The sequence below is a fragment of the Acinetobacter sp. ANC 3813 genome, from assembly GCF_002135435.1.
Lineage (GTDB): Bacteria > Pseudomonadota > Gammaproteobacteria > Pseudomonadales > Moraxellaceae > Acinetobacter.
This window is the reverse complement of record NZ_NEGK01000015.1, coordinates 48,262-73,323: the sequence shown is the minus strand read 5'-3', so window position 1 is coordinate 73,323 and position 25,062 is coordinate 48,262. Positions and strand designations below refer to the sequence as shown.

Here is a 25,062-nt window from a genome sequence, read left to right as displayed (position 1 = left end):
CATACTTTAGTTAAGCTACAAAATAAGATTTTATAAAAGAAATAAAAGTTTAATATTTAACCATTTTTTTAATTAAAACCCTGCTCCATTTATTTTTGCTCTTAAAAACTGTTGTGCTTAGCTTCGAGAATGAGGAAGTTTAAATCCCTTTTTTAAGCTGAAATTATGTTTTTCTTATCAGCAAAAGTTTTTATATATTTAGACAGCTTTATATTTTTAATCCTAAATAATTTTAGATACATAACACCTGAATGAAGTAGCAGCTGAATGCTCATCCGTTGAATGATGAGTCGCCAGCTGATGCAAATACATTCAGGAGTACTTTTTATGCCATATCGAGATTTTGACCAAGAAGAAGGCTTGTTTACACAACCCGAAGCAGCAAAGCCAATCATTCAGGGTTTTGGCTTGAATAATTCACCGACCACACTGGCTATGCTGGGCATGTCACTGGCTAAATCATTAGGTTATTCACCCTTTATTGGCGGTGTCGCAGGCGCCATGCTGGGAGGAGTGATTTTGGCGATTGCGGATCAGACGCAGTCATCATCGCGTCCCCCATTTTGTAAGCGGACGATGAAATAACTTCAAGTAGCTGAAATGATTTATAAAAATATTTAAAAATAGGGAATATTGTATGGCGCATTTAATTGAAAACATGGCTTACGTTGGTGAAACCCCTTGGCATGGTTTGGGCAACCAGCTTACGCAGAACCAGCCTATTGAAGTCTGGGCGCAGCAGGCCGGCATGGACTGGCGCATTGAATCCTCCAATGTCAGCTACATGGCTAAAAATGATCGTGGGCAAAGCATCATCATGCCTTATGAAGATCAGCGAGTGCTATACCGCTCTGATACGCATGAACCATTATCTGTGGTCAGTCAGCGCTTTCAGGAGGTTCAACCCCGTGAAATTCTGGAATTCTACCGTGACCTGACGGAGCAATCAGGCTTTGAGCTGGAAACCGCTGGTGTGCTGAAAGGCGGTAAGAAATTCTGGGCCTTGGCGCGTACAGGGCAAAGTGCAGCACTCAAAGGCAAGGATGTCAGCAATGGCTATATGCTGCTGGCAACGGCTTGTGACGGCACGTTGGCAACCACGGCGCAATTTACCTCCATCCGTGTGGTGTGCAACAACACTTTAGCCATTGCCCTTAAAGGTCAGAACAGCAGTGCCGGTGTGGTCAAAGTCCCGCACAGCACCCGCTTTGATGCCGATAAGGTTAAGCAGCAGCTGGGTATATCCGTACGTGCATGGGATGAGCACATGTATGAAATGAAACAGATGACGCAGCGCAAAGTGACCCAGCAGGAAGCTGCGGCCTATTTCGATGCGGTGTTTAACAACACCAGCATGAGCATGGCTGATCAAGACGATAAGATTATCCAGTTCTACCGTGATGTTGCATTTCAGGCCGCGCAAGCCAATGCGAAGGAAAAGTCGGAACCGAATGCCAAATCCATGAACAAGACCCTACAGATGTTTAACGGTCAGGGGAGAGGCGCAACGCTGTCCTCCGCCAAAGACACGGCCTATGGCTTGCTGTGTGCGATCACGGAATTCACAGACCATGAACGCCGCGCTATGAGTCAGGATCACCGTTTGGATTCAGCGTGGTTCGGTGCAGGCGCTGGACTCAAGCAGCGGGGGCTGGAGCAGGCCTTGCGCATGATTGCCTGATCTCAATCGGTTCACCTGAATCGGCCTCAAAAGTCAGCTCAACCACACAATTAATACTTCACAGCCGCATCTGCAGATGCGGCTTGTTTATGCCCGAAATTTAATAAAATAGGAAAATAAACATGAACTCAGCAATCACCATTTCTCAAACCAAAACTCAGCACACCCGCATACCGAAGCTCTTTATGGCAAAACGCTTTGTCGATACCCGAAAACTCAGTCAGGCCGAATGGTTGGAAGTACGGCGTCAGGGCATCGGCAGCAGTGACTGCGCTGCAGCCTGCGGCCTTAATCCCTATATGTCGATGCTGGAACTCTGGATGATCAAGACTGGACGGATCAAACAATCCATCGAAGATGAAAGTGAAGGCCATACGTCTTTGTACTGGGGTAAGCAGCTCGAACCTTTGGTCGCTGAATATTACAGCATGCATACCAACCGAAAAGTCCGTCGCGTGAATGCCGTGCTGCAGCATCCTGATCCAGACAAGTCTTTCATGCTGGCGAATCTGGATTATTCAGTGGTCGGCAGTGAAGACGTTCAGGTGCTTGAATGCAAAACTGCAGGGGAGCATGGCGCCAAGCTGTGGCGGGATGGTGTGCCGCTGTATGTCTTGTGCCAAGTCCAGCATCAATTGGCGGTGACAGGCAAGCAAGCTGCTCATATCTGTGTGCTGATCTGCGGGCATGAAACCCGCATTTTTAAAGTGACCCGCAGTGAATCGGTCATTCAGCATATTGTAAATGCGGAACGTTACTTCTGGGAGTGCGTAGAGAATGATACACCGCCTGATGCGGATGCCAGCGCATCGGCAGCTAAGGCCTTGCAGCAGTTGTATCCCGAACATGTACCGCTGAGTACCGCAGACTTATCTGAAGATGAGCAGGCCAACCAGCAGTTCGAGCAGCTGATTCAGGCACGTAATCACATTGAAAAGCACCAAGAGCAGTTTGACCTGCTGAAGCACCAGCTGCAGGCTAAGATGCAGCAGGCTGAACGCGCCACTTTTAAAGCTGGTTCGGTGACATGGAAAAAAGCCAAAGACTTAATCAGCTTAGACAGTAAAGCCTTACTGAAGCAGCATCCTGAATACCTCAGCCAATTCCCGCAAAGCAAACAAGGCTCACGGCGCTTCAATATCTATACCGATTAGCCTAAGCAGAACATTCAAAAATCACCCAAACATCCCATGCCTGAGTGCATGGGATTTTTTATGCCCATTTCATTTTTAACCGAACACAGCAACTCATTTAAACAAAAGAGGAAAACATCATGATTAAAGGTTTGGCAATTACACCACCAATACTCGGACGAATCAGTATAGGCAAGGTTGTTGAAAAGAATGGCAAACGCCTGCCTGAAAAGGATGACCAATTCACCATTACCAGCCAAATCCAAAATAAAGACGGCTGGATCAAGCATCCATTGGATGAACAGCTTCGGGCCAAGGCACCCAATCAAAAACTGCGGAGCATCCCAGTACGAATGATCTTCAATGATCCCGAACTGAATCTGCGTGCAGAATACAGCTTATTTGACCGCCAGACAGGCAGACCTGTCTGTGTAGGGAATGGTGAAACCTGTCAACGACTGACTAATCAAGGCGTTGAACAGCATCCATGCCCATCACCTGATTTATGTCCATTGGCACAAGGAGGCAACTGTAAACCCTATGGACGTTTGCATGTCAATTTGGATGAGTCGGATGAACTCGGTACGTTTATTTTTAGAACCACAGGTTTTAACAGTATACGCACCTTATCCGCACGTTTGTCTTATTACCATGCCACATCGAATGGCTTGCTGTCATGTTTGCCGTTACAGCTGACACTTCGAGGTAAATCAACCACACAAAGTTATCGCACCCCCGTGTATTACGTCGATCTCACTTTACGCGAGGGTGTCAGTTTGAATGATGCAATTGTCCAAGCTAAGCAAATTGATGAACAGAGTAAACAAGCGGGGTTTTATCAAGAAGCTTTAGATCATGTGGCAAGACAGGGTTATAGCAATGCAAGGTTTGAGGTGAATGGGGAGGAGGGATTGGATTTGGTGGAGGAGTTTTATACGGATGAGGCTGCTGAGTCTGAGCAAATACAGCCTGAGTCGAAAATCAAGGTAAAGCCTAAGCTGCATCAGGCAGATAACTTTGTACAGAATCTTCAACAAGGCTTACAGCAGAATGTACGAGCTGTGAATTAGATGAGATTGGACTCGGTAAAATTTTATTGGACTGACCTATTATCTGAGCGAATCACCGCTCGCATCAATGATCAGGAGTAAACATCATGAATGCGTTCACAGGTCAGACTTTTCAGATGAATCAAATTATCAACATTAAGGAAGTGATTCAGTTCACAAGTATTAGTCGGGCAAAGATCTATGAAATGATCAATGTTGACTCAAAGTACTATGATTCAACTTTTCCAAAGCCTGTACGCTTAAGTGAGTCTCGTATTGGCTGGGTGGCCTTGGAAGTTCATCAATGGATCGAAGGTAAAATACAAAGTCGTGAATAAAAAAGGAACTTCTGAAAAGCACCTTGAAAGTTGAATGATTGATCCAATTTGAAAGGTGCTTTTCTATGGGTAAATACTCGATAAATTTTGATCTATAAGAGAAGTCTTTTGCATAAAAGAATTTTTTGTGAAAAATCAATAAAAAAGTAAAATTATGTGATGGAGTTGCTATTGTTTTTTGTTTATTATCTGTTTGCTTTTTGTATGTAAAAAGATCACTTTAAAATCTAATAAAGAAATTATAGATGTGGCGAGAAACTTTAATGAGGGGGAAATTATGAAAAAAGCTATATTGGCACTATTGTGCTTGGGTATTGTTCAAGTTAGTAATGCTGAAATCATTAAAGTGAATGGAGAAGGTACTGCGCCTATTATCAAAAAAGATCCAAATGGCACACGCAACCAAGCATTCAACAATGCAAAAACAGACGCTGTCATTGCCCTCATTAAGCGTGTTAATGGTCCTCAAGCCATGAACGAAGCGAGTCAATATTTAAATGACATTGTAAAACAAATTGACAGCAGTTATGTGTTAAATCGAGGCAGTAATACCAACACTAACAATGAATTAGTCACCCAAGTTAGTCTAGAAATAGATGACCAAGAATTTCGTTCAATTCTAAATGATTTAGGCTTGGCAAAGAAAAATAGTCGAACCAGCCCGATTATGATTGTGATGGATGAATATTTTGGTGTACCGAAAGATAACTCTAAACCAGTTAAAGAATTTACTTCTTATTTTTCTGATCGTAGCTATAGCTATGATGAAGATGCAAGCTACAAATCTAGTGAAAGTGCCAAAGCCAGTGCTTCAAATTCTTATTCATCAAAAGGACGCTCAGCTGCTGCATCAGGCTATGCTTATGATAATTATTATGGGGCCGGTGTAGGTGTTTCTGCCCGTTCAGCAAGCCATAATAATTCAGGTAAATCGGCTTCTTCAAGCAACTATAATGCTAGTGAATCGGCAAAATATAGTCAATCTGAACGCCAAAATGATATTCAAAGTTTTGTGAAATATGTGGAATATCAAACCCCAAGTACTAAAGCCGAGCGTGATAACCAAACCTTAAATTCAATCGCAAATTCTGCATCACGTTATGATTTGCGTTTGCTCGATTCTGACCGTTTCAGAAGCCAGTATTTAAATGGTCGCAGTATGACGATTCAGCAGCTGATGAGTGATGCAGAGCTGAATAAACTCGTAATCGCGGCACGTAAAGAAAAAGCTGACTGGTTTATGGCGGGTAGCTCTTATATTTATGATCGTGGCCGTTCGAGTGCCACGGGGCAATTTGTTTGCGATGGTGCTGTTAGTTTTAAAATTTATTCAGTCGGTGATTCGACTTTAATGGGTGGAGAAACTCGTACAGAGTCATCGACAGGTGCGACCACAGATTCATGCCGTACCAATGTGGCAAAGAAACTCGGTGAGTTAGCCGTTAGCCAAGTTGGACCGCAGATTTTAGGTTATGCAAAAAATCGCTCTATGTACGGCAAAGAAATTACTGTTTTTGTGAAGAGTGTGTCTGGCAATGTTTCTTCACGTTTAGGGGATGATTTGTATATTGCCTTAGATGAAATGGATGGCGCAGAAAATATCGATATTCGTACTCAAGATGGCAAATTGGTTGAAATGACCATGACTTACAAGAGTGAAAAACCGATTAGTGCAGAATTGGCTAAAGCATTACGTAAAGTAAACCCAACGCTGTCTAGTGCCGAGCGTTTACAAGCTGGGAACACGATTACACTTTGTATTGGTGGCACACAATGCAAATAAAATTCAAAGCGTTGTGTTTAGCTATGCCGATGCTTTTTTCAGCATGGGCGAATGCCAATATTCAAATCTACCCATCGAAAGGTATTTTTGGGCTGGAGCAAGGCTGTCGTACTGATCCTAGTAAATATGAAGCGAATGGTGCTTCAATTGTGTGTGACTTCAGTCAGGCGATAAACAATGAAGTTATTCGTAAACAAGCTGAGCAATTGTTTGTAGACGGGTTACAACAAAGTTTCGGTGAACAAATTGTCGATATCATTTCGCAAAAAACTAAAAACCGTACTTATATTGCATCGTTAGAAGTTTTACGCGCGAGTGAATATATTGTGAAGAAGGATTCGACAGCAGAAATTTTTCTGCCAGTCACCTTAAGTCTTAAACTCACGAATGTGTTGTCGGGCGAGGTCATTTATAGTGACAGTGCGACCTTGTCACAACCGATTCAGGTATTGACTGCTGAGATTGATTCAAGTGCAACTAAAACGGCAATTAAGCAGAAATTTCAAAGTACTTTGTTGATGTTAACTCAACAAGTGACCCAAGAATTAAAATCGAAACTTAAAATTTCTGAAACTGAAACCCAAGTAATCGATCAGTGGAATTCTTATCTGGTGCTAGATAAAGGCTTTAAGCAAGGGATTGCTGCACAAGATGAGCTGAGTTCAATAGACGGTGATTTAATTCGTGTGGTGCATGCGGACAGTGATTATGCTGTGGCTGTACCTGTGTTGATGCAGGGCAATAGTAAACATTTTACTAAAGTAGCAACCAATACCCGTCAGGCGATGAATAAGCCTAAAGCTTTGGTCGTTGATGTGCTGACTTATCAAGGTGAATCAAAAGATTTAATTGAGCAAATCTTTTCTGATGCTGTGGGTGAGCAAGCTTCATTTACTTTGACTCCAGTCAATCGGCGTTATAGTGCGATGGCACAAAGTGTGAGTGAACAGACTGCCCTAGCGCAAAATGAAGATATTAACCAACGTGAATTACCTGAATTTTTTATTCGTATAAATGTCATTCCAGTAATTGCTTATCAGCAGCAGATTGGAAAAATGACTCAGCAACAGGTTTTTCATAGTGAAGTTTTTGCTGAAATGATTGACCGTTCGGGGCGTGTGATTTACTCCGCGCATGCAACGGATGACATTAAAGATGTGGTGTCTGATGGAATGGGCTTCTCTTTAGAGGCACGTAAAGAGGTTGCTTTGAAAAATGCACTTTTGAAATTGGGTCAACAATTTCAAAAAGGGATTCAATTTACCCGCTCTGATTTAAAAGTCTCGGGTTCAAGTGGTCAGAATATTAGCATTGATGATGCAGGGGAACGCTTAAGTGTAGGCATGAAAGTTCATGTTTATCATGCAGATAAAGCAGCAGGACGTAATGTTCTGATTCCAACATGGGAAGCGACTGTTTTAGAACGTCAAGGCGCGAAAGTTACCGCGCAATTAGACTTCCCAGTTAGCAGCAATGATCGTTTACCCGTGCGTTCTGGCGACAGAATATTACTTGATAGTTCTGCTCCAGTGGGGGACTCCAAGCAATCGCGTGTTTTATGCCTAGGCTTGCATACTGAACAAGTCGGTGAAATTCCATTTTATGGTTTTGGTCCGTTATTTTATCACACTTTTACCAGCCAATCGAAACGACCATTTTATGCGACAGGTTCTGGTTTTAAAGGACAGACGTTGCTGAAAGACTCGGTCGTTGCTATGACTGAAAATGCTGGGTTTAAAAAGGATATGAAAGTGAATTTCCATATTCCAACAGATGAATGTTTACAGCCAGTACTTAAGATTGAAGTAAAACAAGACAGTATTAAATGTAATTCAGACAAAAGTAATTGTGATGCCACTTTGGTTATGGCCAGTGGCGCACGCAGATTTAACCAAAAGGCCGAAAAAATTGGGGCTTACGGTTTGCAGCAAGAAATCGGATTAAAAGGTATTGATCATCAGCATCGTCATGAAATGTATAACATTCAGATGTTTGAGGCATTACCAAAAATTTTAAATCAAATCGTGCAAAAAGCCGATTCTTCACAGTAGGGGTAACAAGGTATGAAAAAAATTGCGATTGTTTTAGCAATAACAACTTCAATGGGTACATCAGGTGTTTATGCTGGTTTTGGATCGCTGAGCAGTCTTGCATCGTCTTTGTCTGAATCTGCGACGGGCGTATCTTCATCAAACATGGATATTAATGGCTTCTTCACGCAAGCGAAAGCAACTAATGCAATGTTTATTCAGAGTCGTACTGCTTTAGCCTCATTGCTCGCAAGTAAACAGGATTCGGATGAATTAAAAGCAAAACAGAAAAGCTTAAAGACAACGTCTGATTTAAAAGAAAAAGAAGCAATTCAAAAACAAATTGTAGCATTGTCTAATACTGTTTTAGAGGCTTCTCAAAAAGATGAAGAAGCAACTGTCGCTAAACTGTCAGCATTAAATGTAGAGCAAAAGAAACACTTATTGGACTCTGCAACAAACTTTGTCATCGCAAGTTTAACCGCCCGTGAATTGGCGGTAGGAGCTAAACAAGTAAGTACGAGTTTAATGGCAAATCCAAAAAGTTTGGCCAATACTGGAATGTCTTTAGTTGATGCTAAAAATGTGGTTGGTGACATTACTGGTATTGCTAAAAACTCATCTATGGCTTTAGTGGAATATCCTAAATTGTTTAAAAAAGCGGGTATTGAATTTAAAATGCCAACTAGTTCAGCAGATAAACCAAAAGATATTGCTGACATTTAAAATTGATATAGGTTTATTTTTTAAATAAATTCGAAACTGTAAATGATGATTAAATCATATACAGAAATAAAAGAGCCTATCTAAAGGGCTCTTTTATTTTTTAGCATTTTACGGAATTTAAAGCACGAAAATATAGTCAACGTCTAGGGGCTTTCTCTTATCTATTTCAATAGCTAAGGGGTGTAATAAATAAACAATCAATAACGCCGGCAGGACATACATGCACTGACGTTATTATTTTTTATTTATAGAAAAATCATCCCCATTTCAGGCACAATTAAACTAATTTAAAAATGCTATAGCTTTCACGCTTTGGAAATTTCTGGTATGTCGAATAATAACTTTTCTCAGATCGCAGCCTTCATTTGGTCGGTTGCAGATTTACTTCGTGGTGACTTTAAACAATCGCAATATGGACGTGTCATTTTACCGTTCACCTTGTTACGTCGCCTAGAGTGTGTCCTTGCGGAAAGTAAAGCTGCGGTCGTGGCAGAGCATGAAAGAATTCAGCCACTTAACCTACCTGAAGAAGCGCAAGAAAAGTTCTTATTACGTGTCACCACTGAATTGGCATTCTTTAATACTTCGCCTATGGATTTGGGCAAGATGGGTCAAACCGATATTAAAGCCAATCTTAAAACCTATGTGCAAAGTTTTTCTAAAGATGCACGTGAGATTTTTGAGCATTTTAAATTCGATGAATTTGTCGGTTTACTCGATGATGCCAACTTACTCTATAAAGTCGTAAAGATGTTTGCTACGACTGATCTCAGTCCTGAAGCTGTTTCGAATCATGAAATGGGTTTAGTGTTTGAGGAACTGATCCGTCGCTTTGCTGAAGGCTCGAACGAAACCGCTGGGGAGCACTTTACCCCGCGTGATATCGTGCGTTTAACCACATCACTGGTCTTTATGGAAGATGATGAAGCCTTAAGTAAAGAGGGCATTATTCGTACCATATATGACCCAACGGCGGGTACGGGCGGTTTTCTATCCTCTGGGATGGAATATGTACTGGAGCTAAACCCGAATGCAGTGATGCGTGCTTTTGGTCAGGAGCTAAACCCAGAGTCTTATGCCATTTGTAAAGCAGACATGCTGATTAAAGGTCAGGATGTCAGCCGAATAAAACTCGGCAATACTTTATCTAATGACCAACTCTCACATGATAAATTTGACTACATGCTGTCCAATCCACCTTTTGGTGTGGACTGGAAAAAGATTGAAGCTGAGATTAAAGATGAATATCAAGTAAAAGGCTTTGATGGGCGTTTTGGTGCAGGCTTGCCGCGTGTATCGGATGGGTCGTTATTATTCCTGATGCACCTGATTAGCAAAATGCGTAATCGTGACCAAGCCAATAATCAAGGTAGCCGGATCGGGATTATCCTGAATGGTTCACCCTTGTTTACCGGTAGTGCAGGCAGTGGTGAAAGTGAAATCCGTCGTTATATTTTAGAAGCCGATTTGCTGGAAGCGATTATCGCCTTACCGAATGACATGTTCTATAACACCGGCATTGCCACTTATATTTGGGTGCTGAGCAATAAAAAAGACGCTGAGCGTAAAGGCAAAGTACAGCTGATTGATGGTAGTCATTTATACAGCAAAATGCGTAAGTCTCTCGGCTCTAAGCGTAATGAGATGAGCGAAGATGATATCAAGACTATTATCCGCAGTTTTGGTGACTTTGAAGTGATGGACGCACGTACACTGGATAAACCCGCAGATGTAAAATCTAACCGTGGTCGCCAGTCTGCCAGTCCAAAAACTGAAACTGCCAAAACCTTTGCCAGTAAAATCTTTAACAGTTATGAATTTGGTTACCGCCGCGTGACTATTGAACGTCCATTGCGTTTATCGGCACAAATTACCGATGAAGCGATTGCTTCTTTGCGTTTTGCGCCAAAACCATTTAATGCGGTGATGCAAAGCATTTATGAGCAGTTTGGTACGATATGGACAGATGTATCCACAGACCAAAGCTATGGTGATTTATCTGAGATTGCGCTTGAAGTACGTGCCTTAGTTAAAGCCGAATATCCTGAGCTGAAAGAAAAAGATATTAAAGATGTACTGGATAGCAAAATTTGGTTATTCCAAAAAGAACTCATGCACAAGGCTCAAGCTTTACAAGACCACATTGGTACTGCGCAATTTGATGACTTTAATCAGTATGATGAAACTTTAAAACAAGCCTTTAAAGCGACTGGTATTAAGTTCGATATTAAAGAGAAAAAACAATTCCTCGATGTGATTACTTGGAAAAACCCTGAAGCTGAGCCAGTCATTAGTAAAGTGGTAAAAGGTATTGAAAACCCACTGTATGGTCAGTTTAGCTATAAAGGAAAAGTGGTTGAGTTTGTTCAGGATGGTGATTTACGTGATGCCGAAAATATTGCTTTAAATCCAAACGTAAATACTACCGATTTAATTGAGTCTTACTTTGAACGTGAAGTTCAGCCGCATGTGCCAGATGCATGGATCAATACCGATAAGCGTGATGATAAAGATGGTGAGATTGGCATTGTCGGTTATGAAATTCCGTTTAACCGTCATTTCTACATGTATGAACCGCCACGTGATTTAGCAGAGATTGATGTGGATTTGGATGCGATGAGCCGTGAAATTATGGCACTTCTTCAAGAGGTGCATTCCTAATGGCAAAGTATCAGATCTATTCAAATCAAACTGCAACAAATAATAATTGGGTAAAGTTGATTCCTACAGATTGGAAAATTGTACCTTTAAAGTATATGTGCCATGGGTTTGTTAAAGATGGCCCTCATGAAACACCTGAATTTATAGATGAAGGTGTGCCTTTTTTATCAGTTGATGGTATTCAAAACAATAAATTGCTCTTTGACGGTTGTAGATATATTTCTACAGAAGATGACGCTAGATTTAGTCTTAAGTGTAAACCTCAGAAAGGCGATATTTTACTTGGTAAAGCGGCATCAGTGGGTAAGGTTGCTTTCGTAGAGAGTGACAAAGACTTTAATGTTTGGTCACCACTAGCAGTTATTAGGCCCAAAGATATTAAATTAGGTAAATTTATTTACTATTGCCTTCAATCTTATGAGTTACAACTACAATGTGACGTTTTTTCGAATTCGAATACCCAAAAAAACTTGGGTATGACAACGATTGATAATTTGTCTTTTCCTTATCCAAGTATTGAAGAAGCAGAAAAAATATCTGAATTCCTCGACCATGAAACCGCAAAAATTGACAGTCTGATTGCAAAGCAACAACAGCTAATTCAGCTGTTAAAAGAAAAACGTCAAGCGGTGATTAGTCATGCCGTGACCAAAGGACTGAATCCAAATGTCCCGATGAAAGACTCGGTTGTGGAATGGTTAGGGGAAGTGCCTGAGCATTGGAATGTTTCACGATTTAAGTTTGTATGTACTAATATTATTGCAGGACCGTTTGGATCGAGTATCACTAAGGATATGTATGTACCCAGTGGGTATAAGGTTTATGGTCAAGAACAGGTAATTCCTAATGATTTTGAAATTGGGGATTACTATATTTCTGAGAAAGACTATACAGAACTCAGTCGTTACGTAGTATGTCCTAAAGATATATTAATCAGCTGTGTAGGAACATTCGGAAAGATTGCCGTTTTTCCTGAAAATGCACAAAAAGGGATTATCAATCCACGTCTAATAAAAGCAACCTTATTAAATAAATTTAATCCTTATTTCTTCCGAGAGTATCTAAAAAGTGATGCAGTCTTCAAACAGTTTGAACAACTGTCGAGAGGTGGAACGATGGGTGTAATTAATATTGGTATTCTAAATGAGATTGTTGCTGTTATTCCTCCTAGAATAGAACAGGATAATATTTATAATTTCATTCAACAGCAAAAGAATAAGTTTAATAGTTTAATTCAAAAAGCTGAATTAGCAATTCAACTCATGCGAGAACGCCGCATCGCTCTTATTTCCGCAGCTGTGACCGGTAAAATCGACGTACGCAATTGGCAAAATCCTAATAACAATAATGAGGCTAAAATGGAGTTTAGCGCATGATTTTAGATGCTACTCGGGAAAATAATTTCCAAAACGATATTATCAGGCAATTACAAAGTGGCGGTTGGGTATTGGGTACAGCCAAACACTATGATCGTGAAAATGCACTGTATAGCGCAGACGTTTTAAGCTTTGTGCAAACTACGCAGCCTGAAGAATGGAACAAGTTTTTCCAAAACTATCCTATCGATTCAGAACAAAAATTTATTGATTCCTTAGTCGCACAACTTAAAAAAGCCGATATCAATGCCACAGATCAAGCATCACGCAGCTACGGCACCTTGGGTGTGTTGCGTCATGGGCTAAAAATCCGTAATGCCCGTTTTAAACTGTGCCAGTTTAAACCTGAGCATAATCTCAATGCCGATACCTTGGCACGTTATGAGCAGAACATTTGCCGTGTGGTGCCTGAGTTAGTATATAGCCCATATGCCACGAAAGCAGAATTAGAAAGTACAGGCAAGCAAGCTAAAAAATGGCGCATCGATCTGGTGCTGTTTATCAACGGCTTACCTGTCTCTACGCTGGAGCTTAAATCTGAATTTAAGCAGACTGTACAAAACGCGATTACTCAATATAAAAAGACCCGCTCACCAAAAGATCCCGACACCAACAAGCCAGAACCCTTATTGACCTTTAAGCGTGGTGCATTGGTACATTTTGCCGTGAGTCAGTATGAAGTCTATATGACTACACATTTGGCAGGTGATAGCACTTTTTTCCTGCCTTTTAACAAAGGTACGCATGACGGTGGTGCAGGGAATGATGCACCTGAAGACCAGACCCGCTATGCCACAGACTATTTGTGGAATGAAGTTTTAACACCTGACAATTTGCTGAATATTCTGGGACGTTTTGTTCACTTGAATATTGAAGACAAAGAAGATGCTGAAGGGCGTAAATGCAAGAAAGAAAGCCTGATATTTCCACGTTATCATCAGTGGAATGTGGTAACCAAGCTGGTTCAAGATGCCAAAGAGAATGGCACAGGACATAAATACCTGATCCAGCACAGTGCCGGTTCAGGTAAATCCAATTCGATTGCATGGACAGCGCATCAGCTTTCTACCTTGTACGATGAGCAAGGTAATAAACAGTTTGATTCTGTAATTGTAGTGACGGATCGCACCATTCTCGATGCCCAGTTACAAGATACGATTTATCAGTTTGAACATGCTGATGGCGTGGTCGGACGGATTAACAATAAAGAGGGTGACGGTTCTAAGTCAGAGAAGCTGGCAACCTCACTGGAAAAATCTCAACCGATTATTATTGTCACCATTCAGACGTTCCCCTTTGTCCTTAAAGCCATTGAGAACAGCACTGCGCTCAAAGAAAGACGTTACGCAGTCATTGCCGATGAAGCACATTCATCGCAAAGCGGTTCAACGGCGCGACAGCTCAAAGAAGTTTTGATGACCGATAGTAGTGATGAAGATGTCCTGCTGTCCTCGGAAGATATTTTAGATGCAACCTTGGCAGCGCGTCGTGCCAATCCAAACGTCAGTTATTACGCCTTTACTGCAACACCTAAAGCCAAAACCCTAGAATTATTTGGACGTTGCCCAAATCCTTTATTACCACCGTCAGCAGAGAATAAGCCTGAAGCCTATCATGTCTATTCTATGCGCCAAGCGATTGAAGAAGGCTTTATTTTAGATGTCCTGAAGAACTATACCAATTACAAAGTGGTGTATAAGCTAACGCAAAAACTGGCAAGCAAAGATCAGGAGGTTGATGCTAAAAAGGCCAAGCTCAAGGTCAATCAATGGGTGCGCTTACATGACTACAATATTTCACAAAAAGTAAAAGTGATTATTGAGCATTTTAAAAAGAATGTAATGGGGCTATTGGGCGGACAAGCCAAAGCTATGGTGGTTACTAGCTCACGTAAAGAGGCCGTACGTTATAAACTGGCGTTTGATAAATATGTCACTGAACAAGGCTATCAGTCGATTCAAGCCATGGTGGCATTTTCGGGTGAGGTAGAGTTTACCGATTCAGATCCGAACAGCAGTGCTCTAATCGGGCAGAAATTTACTGAACACAATATGAACCCGAATTTAAAAGGGCGTGAAATGCGTAAGGCATTTGACAGTGATGACTATCAGGTGATGTTGGTAGCCAACAAATTCCAGACGGGTTTTGATCAACCAAAGCTCTGTGCCATGTACGTAGATAAAAAACTCGGTGGGGTAGAGTGCGTACAAACCCTGTCTCGCTTAAACCGCACGTATCCAGGTAAAGCTGAGTCAGGCACTTTTGTATTAGATTTCTTTAATGAACCCGATGAAATTTTAGAAGCATTCCAGCCTTATTATCAGACTGCTGAACTGGCAGATGTAACCGATCCAGATAAGATCTTTGAGCTATTTAACAAACTCAAAAGTAATGGCATATTTTTGTGGTCGGAAGTAGAGCAGTTTGCCACGGCATTCTTTAGCCGTAATAAATCCAATGCTGTATTGGCGAATATCTGTAAGCCTGCCATTGAGCGTTGGCAACAGCGTTATAACAAAGCAATTGCTGCATATAGCAAAACCAAAGACATGCTGGAACGTTGTAAACAAAGCGGTGATGCGGTGTTGGTGGGTAATGCGGAAAAAGATTTTACTGAAGCCAAAAAAGCCAAAGATGAACTGGAAATCTTTAAAAAGGATTTAGGGACGTTTACCCGCTTTTATGAGTTCATGTCACAAATCGTGGATTATGATGATAAGGAGCTGGAGAAGCTGAGTCTGTTTGCGCGTAACCTAAGACCGATGCTGCGTGAAAATATCATCTTAAATGATGAAATTGATTTAAGTAATATTGAGATGAGTCACTATCGCTTGTCTAAACTGCGTCAGATTGATATTGAGCTACAAGCCAATAGTACCGAACATCTGCTAGAGCCAGGTAATGATGTCGGCAGTGCGACTGCTAAAGATAAAAAGGAAGATTTTTTATCCAGCATTATTCATCGTTTAAATGAAGTCTTTGTGACGGATAAGCTGACCGATCAAGACATGATTAATTACGCGAATACCATTGCAGACAAGGTTTATGAGAATAATGGGGTGATGTCACAGATTGCCAACAACACACGTGAGCAAGCGATGCTAGGTGATTTCCCTCGTGCCATTGATGATGCCATTCTCGGCAGTCATGAAGCGCATAGAGAGCAGATGATGCAGTTGCTTTCAGATCCATCTAAGGCACATATTTTTGGTCATTTAATTTTTGATATGTTGGCGAATCGTGGGCAGACGCCTTTGAGATAGCTTTAATAATTTAAGTTGTTGAAACTATATAAAATGATATGAACTCTTTTTTTATACCAAAATTTATGTAAGTTTCTATATTCATTTAATAAAATATATTTGAGGGTTTTTTATGAAAAAAATAGCAGTGTTATTTTTAGGTTTTATTTCAGCTTCTGCTTTTGCTGCTACAACGACTTTTAAAGTAGTGCAGAATAATCCGAATAACTATGGGGAAGAATCGATTCAAATCAAAACGGATAAAGGGCAGTTGGCCATTTATGCTGTTAATCTAAAATTATCACACACAAAAATTTTAACTTCTTTGAAAAAAGGGGAGTGTGTTTCTATTACAACACCTGATCAATTAATTAAATATGATGGCTATTACTCAGTGGACCAAATAAATTCTGTAAAAAAAGTACCTTGTTCTAAGTAACAAATAAAGGGAGAGGTATAAGCCTCTCCCTTTATTTAGCAGATACTTAGAAGTCATAACATGCTGTAGGTACTGTCCATTCAATTTGACCAATTGAGTCATCGTAGGTAGCTTTTACATTACAAGAAGAGGTAACGTGCCCGCCTCTAATAACACCGACTTTAACATTGTAAGTGGCTGATTTATCTTTACTGTTAAGAAATTTTAAATCTTCTATTTCTGTAACTTGAAATAAGCCATCAGTTTCCGCAGCAGAATTAATCTCGTAATCTAAACTTTTAAGTTCATCAATTGAATAAATTACAGCAGCTGCATAATCTTTATATTTAGAATCTTCTTTTTCTTTTTTGTATGAAGCTAATGCTTGTTTAGTAGCGTCTTCACTTTTTACTTTTTGATTCTCCATAGGTTCTGATACGGGGGTAATGGTTTCAGAAGCCGCAGCCTTTTCAATAACAGTAGCTGAGGAAGCCTCAACTTGATTCGACGGTTGATCACTTTGTTTAGAGCAAGCCGTTAAAGAAGTTAGAGAAAAAAGAATTACTGAAATTTTAAAAATATTTGTTCTCATTGGATTCTCAGGTTTTATATTTTAAGTTATTGATTGTAATATTTAAAAATAAATAAAAAAAGAAAATTCAAGCTTAAAGGATGAAAATAAAAACTATTTATCAATCAATATCCACTGAGTTGTGGTCATTTTTCGAACTGTATTGAGTTGTTACGTTGGGGGTATTTTATCGAGAAAGTTTTTTCAAATGAAAATTAGTAAAGCTCATTCACTTAGTTGAGTGGAGCCCTTATCCAAATTTTTGTTTTGGAAAAGGAATTATTTTATCTCTTAAGCTATCAATATAGTCTGACCAGTCCTGCATCATCTTTGTTCTGTATTCCAAATGCTGTGCATGGTTATAAGCCTGTGATACAGCATTTCCAACCCTATGAGCGAGCTGAATCTCAATGGCATCATGCATGTAACCTTGTTCATGTAGTGTTGTAGAGGCAAGCCCACGGAAACCATGTCCGGTCATTTTACCGTTATAACCCATTGTACGAATTACACATAGCAGAGCATTGCTGCTCATCGGTTTGGCTGTACTGTGATTATAAAAAACATATTGTTTATTGCCTGTAAGAGGGCGTAGCCCTTCAATGAGTTCTATAGCCTGTCTAGATAATGGAACAATATGAGGCTGTGCCATTTTCATTTTCTCTGCCGGAATTCTCCATAAATAATTATCAAAATCAATTTCATCCCATTCCATCATTCTGAGTTCAGCTGTACGTACAAAAGTTAAAGTCATAAGCTGTATGGCTGTCTTAATCATTGGATTACCGTGATAGCGGTCCATACGCTCAAGGAAAGGCGGAAATTCAGAAATATCCAAGCGAGCCATATGCTTTGTTTTTCGCGGTTTTAAGGCTTCGCCTAAGTGCGGTGTAGGATCGTTCTCAATAAGTCCTTTACGGATGGCAAAACGAAAAATACGGCCAGCAAGAGGAATAGACCGCTTAGCCATTTCTAATGCGCCGCGAGCTTCAATTTTTTTGGCGCAGGCGAGCACATCTTTACCCTTGATTTGATCAATAGGCATATTACCTAAAGCTGGGAACAAATCCTTTTCAAATACAGATAAATCACGTAAATAGGTATTTTCTTTAATAACCGCTTTTCGGTCGTCCATCCATTCCATAGCGAGGGATTTAAAAAGAATACTTTCATCAATTTGTTGTAAGCGTTCATTTTTTATAGCATTAGGATCAATATTGCTGTAAAGCTGAATACGTGCTTCATCACGCGAACGGCGAGCCTGAGCAAGCGTAATTTCAGGATAGCTACCAATAGTTAGGGTACTTTCACGACCATTAAATCTATATTTTAAACGCCAAAATTTTCCACCTGAAGGTGTAACCTCCAGATATAGTCCTTTTTCGTCAGAATAGCGTTTTTTTTTATCAAGTGGCTTTATTTTTCTAACTTGAGCATCAGTAAGCATTTTAAATGGTATCCGTGCAAATTTGGGGGACGAAAAACAGCATAGAAAATTCGTCCCCCAATTATCCCCCAGCATATGAGGGATTGCAATGGATACGGTAGGATTCCTTGGAATAACAAAAAAAGCCTAAACCCTTTGGATTTAAGCTTTTTCGTATTCCACTGGACATCTTTGGAATGAATGCTGGCGGTGAGAGAGGGATTCGAACCCTCGATACGCGCAAACGTATACACACTTTCCAGGCGTGCTCCTTAAGCCACTCGGACACCTCACCATATTGCGCGGTGGATAATACCCAAAAAAAAACAGACTGCCAAGCTGAAACAATTGATTTAGAGAAAAACTTTTAAGGTGGTGATATGATTTGCAAAAATACTGTCTAAAATTGAAGACAATAATATGCAAAGCACTGCACAAAAAGCCGCACTTCCTGCTATCACCTTAGCAGCCTTAGGTGTGGTATTCGGAGACATTGGCACCAGTCCATTATATGCGCTGCGTCAATGCTTCCTCACGGCGCATCTAGCCATATCAGAAGCGTCGGTGCTGGGGATCCTGTCACTGATTTTCTGGTGCATGATGCTGTCCATCAGTTTCAAATACGTCACGATTATCATGCGCGCAGACAACAATGGTGAAGGCGGCATTATGTCGCTGCTGGCATTAAATCTGCGGACCACCCTGATCAGTGACAAGAAAAAAGTCTATTTAATTGCATTGGGCTTTATCGGCGCGTCGCTGTTCTTTGGTGACGGCATCATTACTCCCGCCATTTCCGTACTGTCGGCCATCGAAGGCTTAAGCATTGCGACGCCTATCTTTAACCAGTGGCTGGAACCTTTGTCGATTGGTATTTTGACAGGGCTGTTCTTAGTGCAGCGCCACGGTACAGGCACCATGGGAAAATTCTTTGGCCCAATCACCATGCTGTGGTTTTTATCGATCGGCTTTTTTGGCTTATGGAGCATTCTGCAGACGCCGCATGTGCTGCTGATGGTTAATCCGTATTGGGCCTTCAGCTTCGTGGTCAATCAGCCTTATGTGGCCTTTTTGACTATGGGCGCGGTGATTCTGACCATGACTGGCGGTGAAGCTTTATATGCGGATATGGGCCATTTTGGCCGCCTGCCCATCCGTTTAGCGTGGTTTATAGTGGTGCTGCCGTGCCTGCTGCTGAGCTATGCGGGACAGGGCGCATTGCTGCTGCGCAACCCGGATGCACTGGCGAACCCATTTTATATGCAGATTCCTGAATGGGCGCTGTATCCAATGATTGGCTTAGCAACAGCTGCCGCAGTCATTGCCTCGCAAGCGGTGATTACCGGTGTATTTTCTATGGTCAATCAGGCGATTCAGCTGCGCTATTTGCCGCGTTTGGCTGTGCGCCATACCTCAGATGTAGAGCGCGGCCAAATCTATTTGCCGTTCATTAACTGGACGCTGTACATCTCTGTGCTGATTTTAATTCTGCTGTTTGAAAACAGCGAAAACTTAGCCAGCGCTTATGGTGTTGCCGTAACAATGACCATGCTGTGCGGCACGATTCTGATTTCAGTATTGGCCTATGGCTTATGGCGCTGGCCGCTATGGAAAGTCGCGATTTTCGCTGCGCCATTCTTGCTGCTGGATTTCATTTTTGTCGCTTCGACTTCTCTGAAAATCCTTTCAGGCGGATGGGTGCCAATTTTAATCGGCGCGGCGCTGTTTACCATCTTAATGACCTGGAAAGATGGTCGGGCGCTGGTGTTTAACCGTTTGGAAAAAGATTCATTGCCGATTGATCTGTTCATCAAGAGTATTGGCTTCAGCAATGAAACCAAATTTGTGCCAGGCGATGCTGTATTCCTCACAGGGACGCCTAATATTGTGCCGCATGCCATGCTGCATAATATTAAGCACAATAAAGTGCTGCATGAGCGCAATATTATGGTCACGGTCATGACACGCGACATCCCCTATGTGTCTGATGCCGAGCGCTGCCGTGTCGAAAAACTGGATGAGCGCTTTTACCGCATTACGCTGGATTATGGTTTCAAAGACCAGCCGAATATTCCAGCCGCTTTGGAAAAAGCCTATGCCGAACTGGGTTTCGATTATGACTTAATGCAAATCAGTTTCTTTATTTCGCGTGACCGCATCATTCATACCTTGGGGGAGGGCATGGCGCCGTGGCGTGAAAAATTGTTTATTTCCATGCAGCGAAATACCAGTCCTGTGAGTGACTTTTATCAGATCCCAACCAACCGTGTGGTGGAGCTGGGCAGTCAGATTGAAATTTAAAGCGCTGGCTGAGGCAGCTGTTCGGCAGGCAAATATGCATTGCTTGAACAGCTGTTTCATCTAGGCTGAGCAAATAAAAAAACCAGAGTTGATCTCTGGTTTTTTTTGTCTTGTGTTGGGTTAGGTATGTTTAATATCAGCTTCAATGGCTGTTATTGTGCCGCTGGATCAGCCGAAGCTTCTGGGGCTTCTGGAGATGCTTGAATTTCACTGTCCGCAGCTGGCGCTTCAGGCGCAGCGCTTAATGCCGCTTCAGTTGCTGCAGGTACATCAGCATTGACGGGTGCATCCGCAGATGAAGCGAGGGATGGTGCGCTCAGCGTTGCTACATTGCCATTTTCAATGGCAGGCGCTTGAGCTTGGGCCGCTGTTTGTTCTTGATTCAGGGTGTTTTGGGCATCTTGCGCTGCGGCTAAATTTTCAGAATCTGCTCCTGCCTGCTGCGCAGCCAAGTCTGCATTTGGCTGTTCAGCAGCCAGCGCATTTGGGTCAGCAGAAGCGGCTTCACTGCCTGCAGCAGGCGCCTGCACCTGAACCACTCGAATTTGACCGCTGGCAGCCAGTTCCTCAATAGAGCCTGGCTGACCATTGACTGTCGTTGATACTTTCACTTGAGACAGGCTTTCTAAGGTATCACCTAGCTGAAGGGGCGGCTCCGCCATTGCGGCTGCACTCATGAGGCTGCTGATAAAACCCAAAGCGAGAACTTTAGCTTGAAAAGGCATAGTGGCTCCTAAATCTTAATATTTTTAGCTGTTTGTGTGACCTTACCTTGTCATAGTTATTTTGCTGTTTTCAACGAAACATACGCAAAGGCTCCAATTGCACACAGAAAAGGGCGCACATGCGCGACAATTTGTTACACCGACTGCTGTATTGTTGGACAACTTCTGTGTATTTGTTAATCAACGCAATAGAAAATCCATATACTTCATATCAAGTGCTTGCTAAGCTCGTGAAAAATAGTTCTTTTTAAATACTAATGTTGTAAGTGATGGCCAAAAAGAAAAGCAGTTCAGGGAATATTTTGACCCAGTTAATGAATCAAAATGGTGTCAAAATGCTGTTAGGCTTGGTGGCCGCCGGAAGTTTTGCCTTTGCTTTTGGGCAGGAAAAAATTCAGCAATTTGTCGCGAAAGCCGCACCGTCCAATACGGCTTGCCTCGATCAGTTTTACCGCGATGTTCCTCCATATTTAATGAAAGACAGCCTGAATAAGCACAGTTATCCGCTGTGTTTTAATGGCTTTAATGTAATGTATTCTGGGGTCTCGAAAACCCCGCTGTGGGTGGCGGAAGCCTTAACCCCAGAGCGGCTCAGCCAGAAAATTCCGCGTGAAGACAACTTTCATGAAGAAAGCCGTGTAGACAGTGCGCACCGCGCCATGCTGTCGGATTACCGCGCTTCAGGCTATGACCGCGGCCATATGGCGCCAAATGCGGATATGCCGAATACTGCTGCTCAGTTTGACAGTTTTTCATTGGCCAATATGGTGCCGCAAGCGCCAAAGAACAATCAGCAGGTTTGGCGTGAGCTTGAAGAGGCCACCCGTGCGCTGGTGACCAAGCAGAAGCAGGATGTATATGTCGTGACAGGGCCTGTTTTCAGCGGTAAAAAGCTGAAGACCATTGGTAAAGGCGTGATTGTGCCGACAGCAACCTATAAAGCGGTCTATATGCCGAAAACGGGCGCAATCGGCGCTTATTACGCGCCCAATAATAATTCACTGCAGGTGAAAGTGGTGAGCGTCTGCTATCTGGAAGAGCAGCTGGGCATCAACCTATTTCCGCAGCTGACGGAAGAGCAAAAGCGCAATACCTATAATTTGCCTTTGAAAGCCACTGCAGTGAAAGCGGCCAAACCTATTGAATATTCACATTGGGATGCAGAAAGCCAATGCGCGGAAGATGTCGACAACAGCGCGCTGCAGGCGATGCAAAAAGAGTTTAAGCCAAACGGCAGCTCGGCATCTCAAACACAAGGCAATGCTTCTGGCGTAGATACAGCAACACAAGATGCGATTGTGAAACAGCTGATTGAGGCGCTGCTGCAGTATATTTTACAGTTGTTGAAATAATGTGCATGCATTAGGATGAGGGGACCCCCTCATTTGATAACAACAAGACCAGAGAAAACCATGTTTAAGCCTTATGAAAACGGCACGGAATCACATGCCATCCATGATTTAACCGTAGAAAATGACACGGACTGCGTCAGTCTGTCTGGCAATTTACAGCTGACCAAAGATCAGGCGGGTTTAAAAGCGGCGAAAGCGCTGCAGGCTTTGCTCAATGATGTGGTGACAGCTTTAGAAAATACTGCGGACTTGCCCGAAGCGGTAGAGCGTGAGCAAAGCGGCGAAGTTGAAAACCCGTTTCTTTGAACGGTGTTTAAAGCCCGTGATGAGTCAATAAAAAAAAAGCGCAATCCATGGCGCTTTTTTTTATTGTTCAGTGCATGAATGCAATGCGTCTGAAGGTATGCTTATTCTTCTTTGGCGGTAAATTTATAAATCACAGCACCAATGACTGCACCAACAATTGGCGCAACCCAGAACAGCCACAATTGGCTTAGCGCAGCCGTTTCTGCAAAGAAGGCTACACCTGTGCTTCGCGCAGGGTTTACAGAGGTATTGGTCACTGGAATACTGATTAAGTGGATCAAGGTTAAAGCCAAACCAATGGCGATTGGCGCAAAGCCCGCAGGCGCCCGTTTATCTGTCGCGCCCATAATGATGATGAGGAACATGGCGGTCAGCACGACCTCAATAATCAATGCAGACATCATGGAATACTTGCCCGGAGATAGTTCTGCAAAGCCGTTTGTGGCAAAACCGCCCGTACCGCTGAAACCTGCCTGTCCGCTGAAAATTAAATACAGCACCCAAGCGGCCAGTGTCGCGCCAATCACTTGGGAAATAATATAAGGAACGAGGTCTTTGCTGCCGAAGCGTCCGCCTGCCCATAAGCCAATGCTGACAGCAGGGTTGAAATGTCCGCCTGAAATATGGCCCAGCGCATAAGCTCCAGTAAGTACCGTTAAACCGAAAGCCAGCGATACGCCCGCAAAACCAATGCCGAGTTCAGGAAAAGCCGCCGCCAGTACTGCGCTGCCGCAGCCGCCAAAGACGAGCCAAAATGTACCGATAAGTTCTGCAATGTATTTATTCATAAATGCTCCAGTAATGTTATTTTTAGCTGTTGTTTTAGGTAAGAAAATTAACTTTTAAACTTTTATGATGAATAATTGTTCAAAACAAGAGCATTATAGTAAATAAAGTTAACCCGACTGCAGATTGCGCTGCCGCCATTGCTGCGGGGTCTGCTGCTGCCATTGTTTAAAGGCGCGCTGAAAAGCGCTTTGTTCTGAATAGCCCAGCAGCAGCGAAATTTCATGCAGGCTCAGATGCGGGTCGCGCAAATATTCTTCCGCCATCATGCAGCGGATTTCCTGCATACGCTGCTGATAAGACGTGCCTTGCTGCTGCAAATGACGCTGCAGCTGCCGTACAGAAATATTCAGCTGGCTGGCAACATGTTCAATTTGAAATAAGTTTTTCTGCAAACCCGATAAAATCGCCTGTTGCAGGCGCTGATCGGTTTGTGTGGTGTTGGGCAGTTTTTCCAAGAGCGAATTGGCCTGCTGGGTCAGCAGCATCTGCAAGGTCTGATCGCCTTGCAAAAAAGGTTTAGACAGCTCTTGAATGGGCATCAGCACTTGCGAACAGGGCTGGGAAAAACGTACTTTGCAGCGGAAGTATTGTTCATACAGCGCGACATGCTTGGGTGCTGGATTTTGAAAATGCACTTCATGCAGGCTAATGTCTCTAAAGTCCATAAAATGCTTTAAAAAACCCACCATAATGGCTATGGCAACTTCATCCGTCAGCTGTGTGGCCATATTTTTTGGCAGGTCTGACCAGCGGATGCACAGCACATCATCTTGTGCATGGACCTGCAAAGGCGAGCCGTCATATACCAGCCGATGAAAATCGTGATAGCGGTGCAGCGCCTCGCCTAAATTTTCACAGGACATGGCAATATAGGCAATAATGCCAAGATGTTTAGGCTGGACATATTCTGCAATTTCTAAACCCAGCGCTGGGCGCTGCAGCTGGTTATCTAAGGTCATTAAAAGGTTGCGCCAAATGATGTAATCAAAGCGCTCTAAATTTTGAATGCGTTCCAGCTGTTCAGGGATCGCTAGTCCTTGAGCCGTATAAAAAGCATAGAGCAAATGGCCCAGCCCGCCATAGACGGATCCAGTGTAATTCTTTAACTGCTGCATTTTTTGTTTTTTGAGTATTGTCGTAATTTGTCAATGATAT

20 protein-coding genes and 1 tRNA gene are annotated in these 25,062 nt (G+C 42.4%); 15 read left to right on the top strand and 6 right to left on the bottom strand.

Going from position 1 to position 25,062, the window contains the following annotated elements:
• Nucleotides 1-327 precede the first annotated feature (327 nt).
• The 12 genes from B9T34_RS17570 (at nucleotide 328) to B9T34_RS17515 (ending at nucleotide 16,458) form a co-directional block, all read left to right on the top strand.
• Nucleotides 328-585, top strand: a complete 258-nt coding sequence (locus B9T34_RS17570) for a hypothetical protein (protein ID WP_086214421.1) — start codon at nucleotides 328-330, stop codon at nucleotides 583-585.
• 52 nt (nucleotides 586-637) lie between these two features.
• Nucleotides 638-1,681 carry a DUF932 domain-containing protein gene (locus B9T34_RS17565; RefSeq protein ID WP_086214420.1) on the top strand — a complete coding sequence of 348 codons (1,044 nt, stop codon included), beginning with the start codon at nucleotides 638-640 and terminating at the stop codon, nucleotides 1,679-1,681.
• A gap of 122 nt (nucleotides 1,682-1,803) precedes the next feature.
• Nucleotides 1,804-2,835 carry a YqaJ viral recombinase family protein gene (locus B9T34_RS17560; protein ID WP_086214419.1) on the top strand — a complete coding sequence of 344 codons (1,032 nt, stop codon included), beginning with the start codon at nucleotides 1,804-1,806 and terminating at the stop codon, nucleotides 2,833-2,835.
• Nucleotides 2,836-2,954: 119 nt separating this feature from the next.
• A complete protein-coding gene (locus B9T34_RS17555; protein ID WP_086214418.1) occupies nucleotides 2,955-3,884 on the top strand; it encodes a hydrolase or metal-binding protein in 930 nt (309 codons plus the stop codon).
• 86 nt (nucleotides 3,885-3,970) lie between these two features.
• Entirely contained in the window at nucleotides 3,971-4,201 is a 231-nt protein-coding gene (locus B9T34_RS17550) for a helix-turn-helix transcriptional regulator (RefSeq protein ID WP_086214417.1), read from the top strand.
• Between the two features lie 277 nt (nucleotides 4,202-4,478).
• Nucleotides 4,479-5,984, top strand: a complete 1,506-nt coding sequence (locus tag B9T34_RS17545) for a hypothetical protein (RefSeq protein WP_086214416.1) — start codon at nucleotides 4,479-4,481, stop codon at nucleotides 5,982-5,984.
• Nucleotides 5,975-8,035 (top strand): hypothetical protein, encoded by a 2,061-nt coding sequence (locus tag B9T34_RS17540; RefSeq protein WP_228147479.1) that lies wholly within the window; start codon nucleotides 5,975-5,977, stop codon nucleotides 8,033-8,035. The genes B9T34_RS17545 and B9T34_RS17540 overlap by 10 nt, the downstream gene beginning before the upstream one ends.
• 12 nt (nucleotides 8,036-8,047) lie before the next feature.
• Nucleotides 8,048-8,740, top strand: a complete 693-nt coding sequence (locus B9T34_RS17535; protein ID WP_086214415.1) for a hypothetical protein — start codon at nucleotides 8,048-8,050, stop codon at nucleotides 8,738-8,740.
• Between the two features lie 327 nt (nucleotides 8,741-9,067).
• Nucleotides 9,068-11,401, top strand: coding sequence for a type I restriction-modification system subunit M (locus tag B9T34_RS17530; protein WP_086214414.1), 2,334 nt, complete (start codon nucleotides 9,068-9,070; stop codon nucleotides 11,399-11,401).
• Entirely contained in the window at nucleotides 11,401-12,777 is a 1,377-nt protein-coding gene (locus B9T34_RS17525; RefSeq protein WP_086214413.1) for a restriction endonuclease subunit S, read from the top strand. The genes B9T34_RS17530 and B9T34_RS17525 overlap by 1 nt, the downstream gene beginning before the upstream one ends.
• Nucleotides 12,774-16,040 carry a type I restriction endonuclease subunit R gene (locus B9T34_RS17520; protein WP_086214412.1) on the top strand — a complete coding sequence of 1,089 codons (3,267 nt, stop codon included), beginning with the start codon at nucleotides 12,774-12,776 and terminating at the stop codon, nucleotides 16,038-16,040. Before B9T34_RS17525 ends, B9T34_RS17520 begins: the two co-directional genes overlap by 4 nt.
• A gap of 112 nt (nucleotides 16,041-16,152) precedes the next feature.
• Entirely contained in the window at nucleotides 16,153-16,458 is a 306-nt protein-coding gene (locus B9T34_RS17515) for a hypothetical protein (protein ID WP_086214411.1), read from the top strand.
• 46 nt (nucleotides 16,459-16,504) lie between these two features.
• Here the strand turns inward: B9T34_RS17515 and B9T34_RS17510 are convergent, their stop codons facing one another.
• The 3 genes from B9T34_RS17510 to B9T34_RS17500 all read right to left on the bottom strand — a co-directional run bounded on the left by B9T34_RS17510 (nucleotide 16,505) and on the right by B9T34_RS17500 (nucleotide 18,729).
• Nucleotides 16,505-17,029, bottom strand: a complete 525-nt coding sequence (locus B9T34_RS17510; protein ID WP_086214410.1) for a hypothetical protein — start codon at nucleotides 17,027-17,029, stop codon at nucleotides 16,505-16,507.
• Between the two features lie 229 nt (nucleotides 17,030-17,258).
• Entirely contained in the window at nucleotides 17,259-18,455 is a 1,197-nt protein-coding gene (locus B9T34_RS17505) for a tyrosine-type recombinase/integrase (RefSeq protein WP_086214409.1), read from the bottom strand.
• A 184-nt stretch (nucleotides 18,456-18,639) separates the two neighbouring features.
• Nucleotides 18,640-18,729, bottom strand: a tRNA-Ser gene (locus B9T34_RS17500).
• Nucleotides 18,730-18,854: 125 nt separating this feature from the next.
• On the opposite strand from B9T34_RS17500, the gene B9T34_RS17495 reads away from it, so the two are divergent.
• Nucleotides 18,855-20,735: a potassium transporter Kup gene (locus B9T34_RS17495; RefSeq protein WP_086214408.1), complete on the top strand. Its 1,881-nt coding sequence runs from the start codon at nucleotides 18,855-18,857 to the stop codon at nucleotides 20,733-20,735.
• Nucleotides 20,736-20,887: 152 nt separating this feature from the next.
• Here the strand turns inward: B9T34_RS17495 and B9T34_RS17490 are convergent, their stop codons facing one another.
• On the bottom strand, nucleotides 20,888-21,460 hold the full coding sequence (locus tag B9T34_RS17490; RefSeq protein WP_086214407.1) for a hypothetical protein: 573 nt from the start codon (nucleotides 21,458-21,460) through the stop codon (nucleotides 20,888-20,890).
• A gap of 269 nt (nucleotides 21,461-21,729) precedes the next feature.
• Here B9T34_RS17490 and B9T34_RS17485 point away from each other — a divergent pair, with 269 nt between their 5' ends.
• Nucleotides 21,730-22,812: a DNA/RNA non-specific endonuclease gene (locus B9T34_RS17485; RefSeq protein WP_086214406.1), complete on the top strand. Its 1,083-nt coding sequence runs from the start codon at nucleotides 21,730-21,732 to the stop codon at nucleotides 22,810-22,812.
• Between the two features lie 60 nt (nucleotides 22,813-22,872).
• Nucleotides 22,873-23,118, top strand: coding sequence for a hypothetical protein (locus B9T34_RS17480; protein ID WP_086214405.1), 246 nt, complete (start codon nucleotides 22,873-22,875; stop codon nucleotides 23,116-23,118).
• 101 nt (nucleotides 23,119-23,219) lie between these two features.
• Here the strand turns inward: B9T34_RS17480 and aqpZ are convergent, their stop codons facing one another.
• Together aqpZ and B9T34_RS17470 are read right to left on the bottom strand one after the other, a co-directional pair.
• Nucleotides 23,220-23,906 carry an aquaporin Z gene (aqpZ, locus tag B9T34_RS17475; protein WP_086214404.1) on the bottom strand — a complete coding sequence of 229 codons (687 nt, stop codon included), beginning with the start codon at nucleotides 23,904-23,906 and terminating at the stop codon, nucleotides 23,220-23,222.
• A gap of 108 nt (nucleotides 23,907-24,014) precedes the next feature.
• Nucleotides 24,015-25,022 carry an AraC family transcriptional regulator gene (locus B9T34_RS17470; RefSeq protein WP_086214403.1) on the bottom strand — a complete coding sequence of 336 codons (1,008 nt, stop codon included), beginning with the start codon at nucleotides 25,020-25,022 and terminating at the stop codon, nucleotides 24,015-24,017.
• Nucleotides 25,023-25,062 lie beyond the last annotated feature (40 nt).